We start from the raw sequence: 15619 nt of genomic DNA, 5'->3' as shown, positions 1-15619 counted from the left end.
GTAACGTACTGTAGAATAGAATGGTTTTCTTGCCTAGATATATGATATCTTCTAAAAGATTATAAATCTGACCATTGTGGACCAAATGCGCGTAGTCATTCACATCTATCTCATCATAGCGCTGGCTTTGCAGGCTGGGCTAGGTGGATTATTTGCTGCGCAAAAACTTGATTCGATCAGTGCGACCCTTGGCGATGATGTATTGGTCATCTGTACGGGGACCCAGCTAAAATATATTGATGCCATAGAATATTATGGTTCGGGCAACATTGTAGAGATACAGAATCCAACGGATAGCCCCAATGACACAGACCAAAATGCGAGTAATTGCATTGTCTGCCAAGCTCAAGACATTCAAGCCAGCCTATTCTTATTGGCTCAGCAGTGGTTTATCTCTACTGTGTCAAGCGAGCAACAGTCGATTAAAGCACCTATTTTTAGTGTGGTTCGGTCGCGCTTCCTTCTTCCTATCCTAAGGGCCCCACCGGCTTTTTTGTAAGTTAAATCAATTTTCACTTATTAAAACAACTTTAGGGTCACGCATAAATCTCTGTGTTCAAGCTGAACCCATATTGATGCCTATGTGCGTGTCAGGAGAACCTATGAAACACATTTTTTTAGTGGGCACAATCAGTGCCCTTATTGGTCAGGCAAATGCAACAGTTGAAACCATTGAAGTCAAGGGTCAATACGCTTCTCATGTGATAGAACAAACCCTATCCGTAGATGCAACCACTGCGCCTGATATGCGCGAACAACTCGCAAAATTACCTGGGATCAACGTCAATAGTAACGGACAGATTTCGGGGATTATGCAATATCGAGGCATGCTTGGGGAGCGCGTTCGAGTCAATATTAACGGTGCAGAAGTGATAGGTGCTGGACCAAATGGTATGGATCCGCCTATTTCACACATAATGGGTGTGCCTTATCAGCAAGTGACCTTATATCGTGGGATTGCGCCCGTGTCAGTGGGCGCTGAGGTAATTGGTGGCGCTGTCTCAATCGATGATTTTGCCATTGACTTTGCGTCGACGGCGCAGTGGGACATGCAAGGCGGGTTGACCCTCAATGTTGCTAACTTTGGCGTGCAATCAATGGGAGGACTGTTTCACGGAAGCAATGAATCCGCGTATATTGGAATCAGTGCAGATCGCCAGACGGGTGACAATATGGTGGCGGGAGATGGTCGAACAGTGCCATCTACGTTTTATGAACGTCAAGCATGGCAAATGCGTGCAGGTCTGAACTTGGGGACACATCGGTTTGATGCACTCGTCTCTCATAGGGACACAAATGCTGCAGGTACGCCGGCACTGAATATGGACATTTTATTCATTGATGCAACGTGGTTTCGGTTGTCTCATGAGTTTAACGCTGATGATGATTGGCAATGGCAGACCCGCGTGTTTGGGAATCAAAACACGCATGACATGGATAACTTCAGCTTACGTTTAGCACCACCACCTGTTCGACAGCGTCTAAATCAAACTGGCTCGAAAGCACTCGGTTTAGAGAGCAAAGTGCGCATCAATACCTTAGATGGCCATGCGACATTGGGTATAAATATGAGCCAGCGCAGTCATGATTCGTTTATATCTAACCCCAACAACCCACTATTCTACATCAATAATTTTGATAGCGTTAAGAGAACTCGGGCATCGATGTTTGTTGAGCATCAGCAAGCATTTGGGGAGGGTGAACTTCAGTTTGGTCTGCGCGCAACGAATGTCTCATTAGATGCCGAGTCAATTGGTTCTAATATGGCCATGATGAATACCCATGTCGTATCTTTACAAGATGCGTTTAATCAATCTGATCGCAATCGGGATTTTGCGCTGGTGGATATCACAGGCCATTGGCAAGTGCCCATTACAGAAGAATGGTCTTTGCTTTTTGCTGCTGGGTTAAAACAGCGAGCACCTACTTATTCAGAACTTTACACTTGGTTCCCGCTAGGTATTTCTGGTGGATTAGCCGATGGTAATATTTACATCGGTAATCTCGGATTAGCCCATGAAACGGCTAAAAAGATCGACATGGGTATTGAATATCAACACTCAAATAGTGCGTTCTCGTTCCATTTGTTTTACGACCGGATCCGCGATTACATCACCGGACAACCTTCAGAAGTCACTGCCGCCAATAACATTGCGTTGATGAATAATGTTGCACTGCCGTTACAGTGGCAAAATACGCAAGCGGTACTCAAAGGCATAGAGCTAGATGGGCGCTATCAGCTATCCAAACACTGGCAACTCATGGGGGTGGCAGAATACGTTCGTGGGATTCAACTTGATTCAAGCGACAAAGATTTGTACCGGATTGCACCATTTAATCTCCGGGTAAATCTAGAGTATCAATCTGACCTATGGCAATGGCGTCTTACAACCCAATATGTTGCTGCGCAAGATCAGGTCGCTTCATTACACAATGAAACTGAAAGTAATAGTTATGTACTGGCTGATACAACTATCACCTATTATGTGAGCCCTCAACTGAAAGTTGACATAGCAATGCAGAATCTATTCGATACTGACTATGCAGATCATTTGGCAAGTGTAAATCGCGTTAATGGAGCTGAAATAGAAGCGGGTGAAAAAATACCAGGAGCAGGTCGAACATTCGGTTTGACGGCGACCTATCAGTTTTAAATCATATGCTAAGTGGGCTAGCGTTACGCTAGCCCAGACGTTTTAAGTCGTTGGCTTTGTTCTATGCCGTTCAAACCAAGCCAAAATGTATCCTACTTTATTCGCAAGATTGGAGGGTTTTGCGGCAATGCCATGGTAGGCATCCTGTATTCGTACAAGTGCACTATCTACCCCCTCTAATCGCAATGCACCATAGTATTGCTCTGATTCTGCCATGGGCGTTCGCACATCTAATTCACCGGTGAGCACCATAGTCGGAGTAGTAACATTGCCAACCAGGCGCAGGGGCGAGCGAGACCAATACTGGTCAATGTCATTCCATGGTAAATCGGTAAACCAGTAACGTGCCATGAATGTGTAGATATCTGAAGTACCAATCATACTGATCCAATTAATAACAGGTTTGGCTACAACGGCGCCGGCAAAGCGGTCGGTATTACCGATGATCCAAGCAGTGAGTACACCGCCACCTGAGCCTCCGGTCACAAATAGGTTGTTCTCATCGATGTAGCCTTTGGCAATAAGACCGTCTACCATATCCATCAAATCATTATAGTCTTCAGACGGGTAGTTTTTATCAATAGTATTAGCAAATTCACTCCCCTGTGAGGTTGAACCACGAGGGTTGCCATAAATGACTACATAACCGGCTGCAGCAAACAGCTGCACTTCAGCGGAAAACTCAGGACCGTATGCGGTATGTGGACCACCGTGGATCTCTAAGATCATGGGATATTTTTTTGTGGGATCAAAGCCCGGAGGCTTAACCACCCACGCTTGTAGTTCTCTGTTGTCCACGCTGCTTTTGACGGTCAAAAGCTCTGGAGCATTGAGTGTTTTGTGCGCAAACACATCGCTGTTTAAATCAGTCAAAGGAATGATGCCATCGTTTTTAACCAGAGCTAAATCAGCCGGTTGTGTGCCAATCGACGAAGTCACTACGACTTGCCCATCCGGCATCACAGTAAAGTCTCCGGAAGTATAGGGCCGGCCAATACTTTGTCCACCTAAGACATCTGTCAGGACATCTAACTCTCCATTGAGTGAGACAAAGCCAACGTGCTTCTTGCCGTGGTCGTCGTAGCTAAAATATAAGCCTTTCCCATCGCGAGACCATTGTAAATCACTGACTGAACGATCAAGCTCAGCCGTGAGGAGACGGTTATTAGAGCCATCATTATTCATGACATAAAGTTGTTGGACTTGAAATGAACGACCATTATCAACAAACCCAGTATAGGCAATAAGTTTGCCATCAGGACTCAGTAGAGGGTTGTTTTCAGGACCTGAATCATCAGTCAAAACGCTCTGTTTACCGGTTGTGATATCAAGTGCTAAAACATCGGAATTAAAGACATCAAAGTCACGATCATCATGGATATTGGCAGAAACATATAATGTCTTGCCATCCTTGGACCAGCTAATCTGACTGTTGTAGTCATAGTTGCCAGATGAGATTTGTCTAGGTGTACCGCCGATAGTAGGTACAATGAACACCTGCATATTGCCCGGTTTGTTCATGCCTCGACCATCGCGTTGAAACAGCGTCTGTTCAATATATTGAGGGCTTGCTGCCCATTTGGCGCCTTCTGGTTTACCATCCAGAGTGAACAAAGGTTTCGTTTTGGTTGGAGTAAACATGACAAATGCGATGTGTTTATCATCTGGAGAAAAGGCCATTTGACTCGGTGTCATTGCCACATCTGTGACTTTTGTGGTGGCGCCGTTATCGAGGTGACGCACATAGATTTGAACCTTGTCTTCTTTTGATGAAAGGTACGCAAGATGCTTGCCATTCGACGAAAGCACAGGTGAAAAATGATTTTTACTGTCGGACAATAAGGGATAGTGTGTGTTATTCTCAAGATCAACTATCCAAAGATTAGTGCGTCGAGTATCGGCCATAATGTCCATACTATGACGTTCATAAATCACCGTGTTAGCGCTTAACACTGTTGGCTTAGCAGCATATTCTAGGTTAAAGATATCTTTGTATTCTAGATAATTGGATGTTGAAGTTGTTTCAGCGAAAACAGTACTTGCAAGCAGTAGCGCACAACTCATAAAAAGAGGTTTTTTCATTGTCGTATTCCTTTATTATTGTACAGGTAACATATCGTTTTGCACTTATGTTGTCTAGGACTACTCGTGACTGAGTTTTTTATATTATTAGCGGCTGGATTACTCAGTGGCATTGTTAATGCCATTGCAGGTGGTGGAAGTTTTATCTCATTTCCGGCGTTAGTATTTGTTGGGATCCCACCGGTGTTTGCGAATGCAACGAACACCTTTGCTTCATGTGCAGGGTATATGAGCGGTGCCTATGCGTTTCGTGAGGAATTACTGGCGAACAAACGCCTGACGATCTTGTATTCCGCAATGGGCATCTTGGGCGGAGCCATGGGTGGAGTACTGTTGTTGCAGTTTTCCAATGACGCTTTTTCGGATTTGATCCCTTGGCTGTTGCTTTTTGCTACGGTGCTATTTGTTATCGGTCCGTATCTTTCACAGTGGCTAAAACGCCGAGCAACCCGACCATCATCAGCCTTAAAAGCCTATGTGGTTGGTTCAATTTTAATGCTTTTATGCAGTGTTTACGGTGGCTTTTTTAATGCCGGGCTTGGTATTATTTTATTGAGTGTGTGCGCCCTGATGGGCTTACAAAATATGGCTTTAATGAACGGCTTAAAACTCCTTGTTTCGGTAACTGTGTCGTTGTCTGCTTTGGTTGTATTTGTCTGGCAAGACATGATTGCGTGGTATCTTGGTAGCGTGTTACTCATTGGTAATATGGCTGGAGCTTATTTGGCTGCACGTATCTCTAAATTCTGTTCAGATACGGTGATGCGCAAAATTGTACTCGTGTTCAGTATTGGCATGACAATGTATTTTTTCCTTCAATAATTTGTCAGTTTGTTAGCAAATTGTTAAACCGCGCTTGACATTTACCCGTATAAAATAAAATTTTATAATAATAAGAGGGTAATATGCAGCAACAATCAGCGATTGTGGTAGGCGCGGGTTTTGGTGGCATAGCAGCTGCCTTGCGAATGCGCGCAAAAGGCTATCAAGTGACTCTACTCGATAAAGGCTCTCAACTAGGCGGTCGCGCACAAGTTTTTCAACGTGACGGCTTTACGTTTGATGCAGGGCCCACTGTGGTTACCGCCCCTTTTTTATTTGATGAACTCTTTGAGTTATACGGCAAAAAGCGTGAAGATTATGTGGAGTTTGTACCACTAGAGCCTTGGTATCGCTTCGTATACCCAGACCATAGCCATTTCGATTATGGCGGAACAGTGGAGGATACATTAGCGGAAATAAGACGAGTTGCTCCGGAGGATGAGCAAGGGTATTTGTCATTGCTAAAGGCCTCTGAAGAGATATTCGATGTTGGATTTACCCAGTTAGCGGACGAGCCGTTTAATAAGTTGTCTAAAATGGTTAAACAAATTCCCCATTTGTTACGCTTAAATTCTCATAAAACCGTATGGCAACTTGTATGTAAATATCTACAATCTGAAAAACTTAGACAAGCATTTTCGATTCAGCCGTTATTGGTCGGAGGTAATCCTTTTGATACGACGTGTATTTACAACTTGATTCATTTTTTAGAGCGAGAATGGGGAATACATTTTGCGATGGGGGGCACCGGAGCCATCGTTAACTCATTAGAAAAACTCATGCGTGAAGAAGGGATTGAGATTGTCACCCAAGCACACGTAACTGGGTTTACTTACCAAGGTCAGCGTGTCACCGGCGTCGATACTGTAGATGGGGCGCATTATGCAGCGGATATAGTGATTTCCAATATGGATCCTTCGCATTTGTACCGTAACGTTATCCCTAAACAGAAACAACATGTTATGACTCGTGCCAAAACAGCTACGGCAAAACATTCCATGGGTTTATTTGTATTGTATTTTGGCACTGATAAGCAGTATGAGGATGTGGTGCATCACACAATTTGGTTGGGTAAGCGATACAAGCCATTGCTGGATGATATTTTTAACAAACAAATTTTAGCGGATGATTTTTCGCTGTATCTGCATCGACCTACCGCAACGGATCCTTCTTTTGCCCCAGATGGCTGTGATTCTTTTTATGTATTGTCTCCAGTACCCAATATGGCCGCAGAAATCGATTGGGAACGCCAGGGACAAGCATATGCGGATAAGATCATAGCGGCTTTAGAGGCCTCTATCATGCCAAAGTTAAGTCAACATCTCAAAGTACAATTTCATATGACCCCTGCGGATTTTGTTGAGCAGTATGATACGCATCTTGGCACCGGCTTCTCGATTGCTCCGACATTAACTCAGTCGGCATGGTTTCGCTATCACAACAAAGCAGAAGGTTTTGACAATTTGTATCTTGTCGGAGCCGGGACGCATCCCGGAGCGGGAATGCCAGGTGTTTTATGTTCAGCTAAAGTACTGGATAAATTGATCCCTGAGGCAGAGGTGTTAGCCAATGTCGGTTGATGCCCTCAGCAATACTCCAGAGCAGGCTCAAGCTACGTTAAGCTATCATGGTAAGAGTTTTCGTTTTGCACAATGGTTTTTGGATGAACGTACCGCGTGTGATGCTGCTAGATTATATCAATTTTGTCGAATTTTAGATGACGTGGTCGACGAGAGTGAAACGCATGAGGCGCTTGAGGCGTATGCAAAGATCCAACAGGGGATCGCTTCACAACACTCAGATATGCCATGGTTGCAGGATTATTTTGCCCTAAAACATGAATATCAACTTTCCACTCAAGTTACCAATGACCTGATCGATACGATTTACAGTGATTTGTCAGACGTGCGAGTGCAAAGCCAGGATCAACTGATTGATTATTGTTATGGCGTTGCGGGGACGGTAGGGTGTTTGATGCGTCCCATCTTAAAAGCACCCAAAGCAGCAGAGCCATTTGCCATCGATTTAGGCATTGCTATGCAGCTAACCAATATTGCCCGAGACGTACTGACCGATGCACAAAATCACCGTTGTTACTTACCGGCAGATTGGATAGATTTTATGGGGCCGGATGATATTATTGGTGCCACAGGGGAGAAGCGTGAATTGGTTCAAAAAGCGATTGAGCGTCTCTTGTTGCTCGCTGAGTCCTACTATGAGAGTGCGTCTCATGGCATCAAGATAATCCCAGCCCGAAATCGGCGGGCGATAGGTGTTGCAATGTTAGTGTATCGCGAAATCGGCATGGTGCTAAACGAAAGACAATGCGACTATCAAAAAGGCCGTGTTTATGTCCCATTATGGCGGAAATGTACTCTTGCACTAAGGGCCGCATGGCGATTTAGAGAGCAGTTAGCATGGAGCCTACCACGGCATGATAACTCTTTACATCAAGCTATTGAGGGCAAAGTGACCAAAATCTAATGATACTCAATAGCCCTCCCGCCCAATATACTCAATACGATAAAATCATTATCGGGGGAGGTGTTTTTGGTTTGAGTTATGCCTTAGCTATTATTGAGCATGACTTAGCCCAAAGAGTGTTGATTATTGAGTCGCGCACGCAATACTACCACGATAGAAACTGGTGCTTTTGGTTTGATGAAGATGTACCTGATTATGTCGCTGATTTAATTACTCAAACTTATCAATACTCGTCGTTTGACGATGGTAACCAACAGCATACTTTGACCCATTTTGAATTGCCCTATTGTCGTTTAGCGAGTAGTAAATTTTATGATTATGCATTAACAAAAATAGACCATTCAGATTCTGTTGATTTGGTTTTAGGTTGGCAGGCAGATCCAGACGAGTTCCCACTTGAAAAATTACTCGACGCTCGTGGCGCTTGGCAACAGCCTGACAAAACAAAAAACATGATCCAAGCATTTGTTGGGTTAACGGTTAGCGTGCCTGAACATGTATACCCTCTGAACACTGCAACCATTATGGGTGACATGCGGGTGGTAAAAGATGCAAAGGGTGAACATTTCGTTTTTGATTATATATTGCCGCTTAATGAGACTGAACTCCTTATTGAGGTGACCACCTTTAGTGCCAATCCACCCAACGTGACTACATTAAAGCACTGGACATTGAATCGCTTAAAACAGGATTTTGAAAGTTTTGAGATTATTGCGATGGAGCATGCGTTTTTGCCGATGGATACCAAAGTTCATGATACTTCAGGTAAAGCGGGAGCCCATAGTGGGATGATGCGTCCAGCAACGGGTTATGCGTTTGTGCAAATCCAAAGGCAAGTTTTTTCATTGCTTGGTTTGAGTCCGAAATCATCAGATTTAGGTAAGGTGACCCATTACATGGACGGTGTGTTTTTACGTGTCATCAAAGAGCAACCTAGCTTATGTCCGACGATCTTCATGCAAATGGTATCAACAATGAAACCGCGAGATTTCATCGCCTTTATGAATAATCGACTTTCTTTAGAATTGTGGTGGGAAGTGATACGAAGTGTACCGAAACGCCCCTTTATCAAAAATGTACTGAGGTAAGTATGCGCCAACTTCCAACCCGCAATTCATTAAGCCGACTCGTGATTATTATATCCTTCATGTCGATGTTGGTGTTTTATCAAAACACTCATTTGGATTTTACTTATTGGGGATGGTGGATATTGACGGTGGCATTTTGCTTTTTGGGGATCCCACATGGTGCCTTGGACTTTGATTTATACCGCCGTCACAATCGTCCCAATATGCGTCAAGCGATAATGTTTGTATTAGGTTATATAGTTATTGCCTCAGTGATGTTTATGCTTTGGTTGTGGCTACCTGCACTGTGTTTTCTGGTATTTGTGGCCATTAGTGTTTGGCATTTTCGCAATGATTGGCAAGAGTATTGCCAATCTGGTTATTCTCTGTGTTTGGCGATTTTTATCTTATGTGCGCCAGGCGTATTTGCATTTGTAGAAACCCAGCAATATCTACAATGGCTCTATCTAACTGAGTCTTGGGCACAGGTACTCATTATGGCTATGCAACTTGGCTTTTTATGTGTGTGCTTGGTTTTATTTATCGGTTTGTGTCGCAAAAAACTGAAACCTAACTTCATGTTGTTTTTAGAGATCTTTGCGCTCATTTCGCTACTGCTGACCACAAGTGTATTGGTTTATTTTTTAGTCTATTTTATTAGCTTGCATTCCATGTGGTATTACATCAAATATTGCGAACAGTTTCAGCTCACTCCAGTGCAGTTAGTGAATGTTTCCACTCCTTGGGTCGTACTCACGATGATTTTTGCAGCAGGCCTCTATGCGTTTTGGGGACAAAGCATAGAGCAAGGCGTGTTAGCGATGATGTTTATTGGTTTGTTTGCATTGACGGTTCCGCACATGATTTTGGTTGAGCGCAGTCTTAAATAATTTTGATGAATAGTTTGATATATAAAATTATCAGTCACAGTGATAATTGGTTCAGGTACACTTTACATTAAACCAATTGTTGGATTTGTTATGTCGCAGCTTATTCCGAGTCATGTTTCTCCCCCAGCTCCAGGTGAATTACAACTTATTGCAGAAGACCTATACTGGTTGCGTATGCCACTGCCTTTCGCGTTAGATCATATCAATTTATATTTGATTAGAGACACAGGTGGCTGGGCGATTGTTGATACGGGTATTTGTTCTCGGACAACTAAAGCGTTATGGTCGCAAATACAAGAGCAACTCGATGGCCCCATTACCCGTATTGTCGTTACTCATATGCATCCGGATCATGTGGGCTGTGCGGGGTTTTTAACCGAATCACTACGTGTGCCCATGTATATGTCGCAGACTGAGTATTTTGCCTCAAGAGCCTTATTTGCTGGCGCTCAGGGGGCGGGAAATTGGCAAGATGTGCAGTATTATCAACGAGCAGGACTGGATGCCGACACCGTCACAAAATTGACCTCAGGCGACGGTGGATTCAAACAAATCGTTTCTCCTTTGCCATTGAGTTTTCAGCGTTTACGGGCTGGACAAGTTTTACACATCAACGGCGCTTCTTGGGAATGTATCTTGGGCGAGGGGCACTCTCCTGAGCATATCAGTCTGTATTGCGATGAGCGTCGGGTGTTGATTGCCGGGGATCAGATTTTGCCTGAAATCACGCCAAATATTGGCAGTTATTCCACCCAGCCAGATAGCAATCCTCTAGCAGGGTATTTGACCAGTTTAGATAACTTCTCACATTGTCATCCAGAGACTTTAGTGTTGCCATCCCATAGGCAACCCTTCGTTGGTATTCATACGCGTATTCAAGAGTTAAAAGCACATCATCATGCCCATTTGGATACACTGCGAACGGTATGTCAAACGCCACAGACCATTGTGGAAATTTTGCCGCATTTGTTTGCACGGGAATTGAATGAGCACGGGATGTTTTTTGCGATCGCTGAAGCTTATGCGCATGTTAATTATCTTTTGGCTTTAGGGGCATTAACAAGACACGAAGAACGTGGGGTCTACTTTTTTTCCACATTAAATTAATAGTGTTTCATCGTTTCCAAACTAAAGACCACTCGAACGAACTTCACTAATCTTTCATATCGTTTAAGAGCCTGATCATGCTAGAAATAGCTCAGCAGGTTTGGTGTACCTGCTTATTATTTTAATCAATTTTTTAGATTTTGGTAATCTAAATCATTCATTTTAAATGTTCAAAAAAGAGAGCCATACTATATCCAAGTTCAGCGGAGAGGTTAAAAAAATTCCAACGAACGATTTGTAATAACAAACTTTATTTTTTTACTTTAAGGATTATTAAAATGGCTAAAATTAACCAAACTATCCCTCAATTTGAAACGCAAGCATTTGTGCCTGGCGAAAAAGATTTTGTCACCATCAATTCTGAAACGGATGTAAAAGGCAAATGGTCTGTATTCTTATTCTACCCAGCAGACTTCACCTTTGTATGTCCAACTGAACTAGAAGACATGCAAAATGTTTACGGTGAATTAAAAGAATTGGGTGTTGAGGTATACGCAGTATCAACTGACTCACACTTTGTCCACAAAGCGTGGCATGAAAACTCAGAAGCAATCAGCAAGGTCACTTACCCAATGTTAGGTGACACTACTGGTGCGATCACTCGTGGTTTTGACATCATGATCGAAGAAGCTGGCCAAGCATTGCGCGGTACTTTCATAGTTAACCCTGAAGGTGTTATCAAGGTTGCTGAAATCCACGACCTAGGCATTGGTCGTTCTGCAAAAGATACATTGCGTAAAGTGAAAGCTGCTCAGTATGTAGCAAACCACGACGGCGAAGTATGTCCAGCGGCATGGGAAGAAGGTCAAGCAACCCTTGCACCAAGCTTAGACTTAGTTGGCAAAATCTAAATAAATCACAAGTACCCTACGACAGAACGGGGAGGGCATGTGCCTTCCCCAATCTCTCAACCTACTGGCTCATATTTAAGGACCAAAACAAATGATTACTCCAGAAATCAAACAAGCATTGACACAATACACGCAAAACATGAATGCGCCGCTATCATTTGTGTTACAGGTTGGCGAGCACGAAAAGCGTGATGAACTCAAAACTTTTTTAAGCGACATTGCCTCTGTGAATGACAAATTAAGTTTAGTCGAGCGCGATGTGGCAGAACTGCGCAGTCCGATTTCGTTTGCGTTGTACGTCAACGATGAACCGACTGGGATTATTTTCTCCGGCATTCCATCGGGACATGAATTTAACTCTCTAGTGCTCGCGATGCTACATGCAACCGGCACAGACATGAAATTAGACAGCGGTATTCAACAAATCATTAAGGCCGTGGAGAGCCCATTACAGTTTGAAGTCTATGTCTCTTTAAGCTGTCACAACTGTCCAGATGTGGTACAGGCGCTCAATCAGTTTGCGTTGTTAAATCCAAACATCAGCAGTGAAATGATCGACGGTGGGTTGTATCCAGAACTCATTGAGCAAAACAATATTCAAGGCGTGCCAACCGTTTTACTTAACGGTCAGGTATTTGCAAATGGCAAAGTAGACACTGCGGTATTAGTCAGTAAGTTACAGGAATTTGAACCTGAACTGGCAAGTAAAGCTCAGCCAGCCGAGCAGTTGCCCCTACAAGATGTGACTGTGCTAGGTGGAGGCCCAGCGGGTGTGGCAGCAGCTATTTATGCCGCGCGTAAAGGCCTTGCTGTGACTGTGATTGCTGAGAAATTCGGTGGTCAGGTCAAAGAAACCATGGGCATAGAAAACTTGATTTCAGTGTCATCCACCACAGGCCCCAAGTTGACCGGCGCGATGATGGATCACTTGAATGACTATGATATCACGCTCAAAGAACATTTACGTGTGACGCAGATTGAGCAAGGGGATATCAAAAAGCTCACGCTTTCGAGCGGAGAAATCATTGAAACCAAAACCCTGATTGTGGCAACGGGCGCAAACTGGAGAGAGCTCAATGTTCCTGGCGAAAAAGAAAACATTGGTAATGGCGTGGCTTATTGCCCACATTGTGATGGTCCATTTTATAAAGGCAAAGATGTGGCTGTTATTGGTGGCGGTAATAGCGGTGTGGAAGCTGCTTTAGATTTGTCCGGCATTGTAAAATCAGTGACTGTCTATGAGTTCTTACCTGAGCTAAAAGCTGACCAGGTTTTGGTTGACCAGATGGCCAAACGCGACAACATTACTGTTGTGAAGAACGCCGCGACCAAGCAAGTATTGGCAACTAATGGCAAGGTCAGCGCAATTGAGTATGAAGAGCGTGAAACTGGCGAGATTAAGCAACAAGCGTTAGACGGTATCTTTGTCCAAATCGGTTTGGTGCCTAACTCGCAAGTGTTAAAAGGTGTAGTAGAGTTGACGCCATACGGTGAGGTGGTCATCAATGAAAAAGGTGAAACCTCCGCGCCGGGGATCTTTGCTTGTGGTGATGTCACGACCGTGCCTTATAAGCAAATCATCATTGCGATGGGCGAAGGCTCTAAAGCCAGTTTGGCGGCCTTCGATTACTTGCTTAAGAACTTTTAAAGAAAACAGGTTTTAACCCTCCGTGCTGAGCTTTGGTAGCAATTGCCAGCATGAAAGGTTCCAACGGCCTACTAACTAACGGAACCTTTTAGCCCTCAGGCGAAAGCTTGGGGGCTTTTTTTGCTTAATGTTAACTATTGAATGGGCTTTTTGCAGATATCAGGAAAGGTATTTAGTAAGGCTTTATCAAAGGTAACCAGTTGAGTATCCCTTTCGATGGCAAGCGAAACAAATTCAGCATCGTAAGCGGTAATCTTAAATGTCTTTGCTAGCGCAAGAATATCTTCTGGTCGGGAAAAACAATCAAATTTAATTATAGCCAGCATAGTTTCAATTGCTACTTCCGCTTGTTGATAGCTGATTAAATTTGCTTTCAAATATTTAAGTAAAACATGCACAAATTCAGTTTTACAAAGGGTAGGAGCAATGCATTCTTCATCCTGAAATTGGCCTATATCCAATCGTTTTGCGCCTTTTGCAATTGTCAATGCAATGAGTGTGTTTGTATCAATCACACTCATCGCTCGCGAGCCTCTCTCACGTCATTGACAATTTGTTCAATTGAAATAGTGCTCTCGTTTTCTGTGTGTAAACTTTCTAACCTAGCTAATAGTGCTTGGACTTTACTTTTTTTGTTAGACATGTACGTCGTTTCAAGGCATTCAAGAATTTCGCTATTGATACTGCGTTTATTAGTTTTTGCCGCATTTTGCAGGGCTTGATGTAATTCTGGTGATAGGTTTTTTAGCGTGTAAGTAGGCATGTCTTTGTGTATGGTTAACATATCATGGTTCCATTTTGGTTTCCTGGGTTTGATATGTCAACTATAGCAAGGAGAGATTTTTGTATTAACTGTTCAGAAGTTTTGTTTACAGCATTCCTGTATCAAAATGCGCCCCAACCCAAATGTAAAAATTACCAGTCCCCATAAGCTGTGCTCAAGGGTAACTAAAAGCAATGACTTGGTTTTTGCGCCAGCCCAATTGATTTCTCGATTATTGGTTGGAAAACCAGTGGCGCGTTCGATTGGCAAACCACACCAAAGTTAGCATAACTGGTACTTCGACTAAAACACCAACTACGGTTGCCAGCGCTGCGCCTGACTGCAAACCGAACAACGAAATGGCGACCGCGACTGCTAGCTCAAAAAAATTTGATGTGCCAATCATACAAGCAGGTGCTGCGACATTATGTGGTAAGTCCATTTTCTTGGCTGCAAAATACGCAACCGCAAAAATTCCATAAGTTTGCAGTAAAAGCGGTATGGCAATCAACACGATCGCCGTTGGATTGGCAATAATGGTAGGCGCTTGTAAGCCAAATAAAATGACGACAGTGCTGAGTAAGCCAATAATAGACCAAGGTTTGATTTTGGCTAAGAACGTATCTAAAGAACTGTTTTGAATGAGTTTTTGGCGCGTATAGGCTCCTGCGATAAGCGGAATGACAACATAAAGCACCACCGAAAGTAGTAATGTATCCCAGGGCACAGTGATATCGGTTAAACCAAGCAATAAACCCGCGATAGGCGCGAAGGCAAAGATCATGATCACATCATTGATCGAGACTTGCACTAGGGTGTAGTTGGCATCGCCTTTGGTCAGTTGGCTCCAGACAAACACCATTGCGGTACAAGGCGCAACGCCTAATAAAATCATGCCTGCAATGTATTCTGTGGCCGTTTGTGGATCGACCAAATCAGCAAAGATCACTTTAAAAAACAGCCAACCCAAAAACGCCATCGTAAACGGTTTGATAAGCCAGTTGATGATTAGAGTTAAGATAATGCCTTGCGGTTTTTCACCGACGCGTTTGATCGCCGTAAAGTCGACCTGTACCATCATGGGATAAATCATAAGCCAAATCAGCGCTGCTACGACAAGATTAACATGTGCAAATTCAAGCGATGCAATGCCAGTGAAAATGGATGGCGCAAGATTACCTAGACCAATCCCGGCTAGAATACATAAGCCAACCCAAATTGATAGATAGCGTTCAAATAATCCCATAGTGA

Annotated in this window: 14 protein-coding genes; 10 read left to right on the top strand and 4 right to left on the bottom strand. The window is 43.5% G+C overall.

Annotation, left to right across the window (positions count from 1 at the left end; translation table 11 throughout):
• Positions 1-85 precede the first annotated feature (85 nt).
• Both NLG07_RS00690 and NLG07_RS00685 read left to right on the top strand, forming a co-directional pair.
• Positions 86-499 carry a hypothetical protein gene (locus tag NLG07_RS00690; protein ID WP_254855780.1) on the top strand — a complete coding sequence of 138 codons (414 nt, stop codon included), beginning with the start codon at positions 86-88 and terminating at the stop codon, positions 497-499.
• A 103-nt stretch (positions 500-602) separates the two neighbouring features.
• Entirely contained in the window at positions 603-2654 is a 2052-nt protein-coding gene (locus NLG07_RS00685) for a TonB-dependent receptor (RefSeq protein ID WP_254855779.1), read from the top strand.
• A gap of 42 nt (positions 2655-2696) precedes the next feature.
• Here NLG07_RS00685 and NLG07_RS00680 read toward each other — a convergent pair whose 3' ends face one another.
• Entirely contained in the window at positions 2697-4736 is a 2040-nt protein-coding gene (locus tag NLG07_RS00680) for a S9 family peptidase (RefSeq protein WP_254855778.1), read from the bottom strand.
• 66 nt (positions 4737-4802) lie between these two features.
• Here NLG07_RS00680 and NLG07_RS00675 point away from each other — a divergent pair, with 66 nt between their 5' ends.
• The 8 genes from NLG07_RS00675 to ahpF all read left to right on the top strand — a co-directional run bounded on the left by NLG07_RS00675 (position 4803) and on the right by ahpF (position 13605).
• Positions 4803-5558, top strand: a complete 756-nt coding sequence (locus tag NLG07_RS00675) for a sulfite exporter TauE/SafE family protein (protein WP_254855777.1) — start codon at positions 4803-4805, stop codon at positions 5556-5558.
• A gap of 83 nt (positions 5559-5641) precedes the next feature.
• Entirely contained in the window at positions 5642-7138 is a 1497-nt protein-coding gene (gene crtI / locus NLG07_RS00670) for a phytoene desaturase family protein (protein WP_254855776.1), read from the top strand.
• Positions 7128-8042, top strand: a complete 915-nt coding sequence (locus tag NLG07_RS00665; protein WP_254855775.1) for a phytoene/squalene synthase family protein — start codon at positions 7128-7130, stop codon at positions 8040-8042. The genes crtI and NLG07_RS00665 overlap by 11 nt, the downstream gene beginning before the upstream one ends.
• Complete coding sequence (locus NLG07_RS00660) at positions 8042-9130, top strand: lycopene cyclase family protein (protein WP_254855774.1); 1089 nt, start codon at positions 8042-8044, stop codon at positions 9128-9130. The genes NLG07_RS00665 and NLG07_RS00660 overlap by 1 nt, the downstream gene beginning before the upstream one ends.
• A gap of 2 nt (positions 9131-9132) precedes the next feature.
• On the top strand, positions 9133-9999 hold the full coding sequence (locus tag NLG07_RS00655) for a Brp/Blh family beta-carotene 15,15'-dioxygenase (protein ID WP_254855773.1): 867 nt from the start codon (positions 9133-9135) through the stop codon (positions 9997-9999).
• Between the two features lie 90 nt (positions 10000-10089).
• The gene (locus tag NLG07_RS00650) at positions 10090-11106 is read left to right on the top strand and encodes an MBL fold metallo-hydrolase (RefSeq protein ID WP_254855772.1); all 1017 of its coding nucleotides are present in this window, start codon (positions 10090-10092) and stop codon (positions 11104-11106) included.
• Between the two features lie 278 nt (positions 11107-11384).
• Positions 11385-11957, top strand: a complete 573-nt coding sequence (gene ahpC, locus NLG07_RS00645) for an alkyl hydroperoxide reductase subunit C (protein ID WP_254855771.1) — start codon at positions 11385-11387, stop codon at positions 11955-11957.
• Between the two features lie 91 nt (positions 11958-12048).
• Positions 12049-13605, top strand: a complete 1557-nt coding sequence (ahpF, locus tag NLG07_RS00640; protein WP_254855770.1) for an alkyl hydroperoxide reductase subunit F — start codon at positions 12049-12051, stop codon at positions 13603-13605.
• A 134-nt stretch (positions 13606-13739) separates the two neighbouring features.
• On the opposite strand, the gene NLG07_RS00635 is transcribed toward ahpF, so the two are convergent.
• The 3 genes from NLG07_RS00635 to arsB all read right to left on the bottom strand — a co-directional run bounded on the left by NLG07_RS00635 (position 13740) and on the right by arsB (position 15614).
• Positions 13740-14126, bottom strand: coding sequence for a type II toxin-antitoxin system VapC family toxin (locus NLG07_RS00635; RefSeq protein ID WP_254855769.1), 387 nt, complete (start codon positions 14124-14126; stop codon positions 13740-13742).
• A complete protein-coding gene (locus NLG07_RS00630) occupies positions 14123-14389 on the bottom strand; it encodes an Arc family DNA-binding protein (protein WP_254855768.1) in 267 nt (88 codons plus the stop codon). Before NLG07_RS00630 ends, NLG07_RS00635 begins: the two co-directional genes overlap by 4 nt.
• A gap of 211 nt (positions 14390-14600) precedes the next feature.
• Positions 14601-15614, bottom strand: coding sequence for an ACR3 family arsenite efflux transporter (gene arsB / locus NLG07_RS00625; protein ID WP_254855767.1), 1014 nt, complete (start codon positions 15612-15614; stop codon positions 14601-14603).
• Positions 15615-15619: the final 5 nt, after the last annotated feature.

It is taken from the genome of Alteromonas sp. LMIT006, from assembly GCF_024300645.1.
GTDB classification, from domain to species: Bacteria; Pseudomonadota; Gammaproteobacteria; order Enterobacterales; family Alteromonadaceae; genus Opacimonas; species Opacimonas immobilis.
The sequence above is the reverse complement of the archived record's forward strand: the minus strand, read 5'-3'. Positions and strand labels throughout refer to the sequence as shown.

Excerpts from the sequence above, each read along its gene's own strand:
- NLG07_RS00690 (WP_254855780.1), top strand. The coding sequence starts at position 86 with ATGCGCGTAGTCATTCACATCTATCTCATCATAGCGCTGGCTTTGCAG.
- NLG07_RS00685 (WP_254855779.1), top strand. The coding sequence starts at position 603 with ATGAAACACATTTTTTTAGTGGGCACAATCAGTGCCCTTATTGGTCAG.
- NLG07_RS00680 (WP_254855778.1), bottom strand. The coding sequence starts at position 4,736 with ATGAAAAAACCTCTTTTTATGAGTTGTGCGCTACTGCTTGCAAGTACT.
- crtI (WP_254855776.1), top strand. The coding sequence starts at position 5,642 with ATGCAGCAACAATCAGCGATTGTGGTAGGCGCGGGTTTTGGTGGCATA.
- NLG07_RS00665 (WP_254855775.1), top strand. The coding sequence starts at position 7,128 with ATGTCGGTTGATGCCCTCAGCAATACTCCAGAGCAGGCTCAAGCTACG.
- NLG07_RS00660 (WP_254855774.1), top strand. The coding sequence starts at position 8,042 with ATGATACTCAATAGCCCTCCCGCCCAATATACTCAATACGATAAAATC.
- NLG07_RS00655 (WP_254855773.1), top strand. The coding sequence starts at position 9,133 with ATGCGCCAACTTCCAACCCGCAATTCATTAAGCCGACTCGTGATTATT.
- NLG07_RS00650 (WP_254855772.1), top strand. The coding sequence starts at position 10,090 with ATGTCGCAGCTTATTCCGAGTCATGTTTCTCCCCCAGCTCCAGGTGAA.
- ahpC (WP_254855771.1), top strand. The coding sequence starts at position 11,385 with ATGGCTAAAATTAACCAAACTATCCCTCAATTTGAAACGCAAGCATTT.
- ahpF (WP_254855770.1), top strand. The coding sequence starts at position 12,049 with ATGATTACTCCAGAAATCAAACAAGCATTGACACAATACACGCAAAAC.
- NLG07_RS00635 (WP_254855769.1), bottom strand. The coding sequence starts at position 14,126 with ATGAGTGTGATTGATACAAACACACTCATTGCATTGACAATTGCAAAA.
- NLG07_RS00630 (WP_254855768.1), bottom strand. The coding sequence starts at position 14,389 with ATGTTAACCATACACAAAGACATGCCTACTTACACGCTAAAAAACCTA.
- arsB (WP_254855767.1), bottom strand. The coding sequence starts at position 15,614 with ATGGGATTATTTGAACGCTATCTATCAATTTGGGTTGGCTTATGTATT.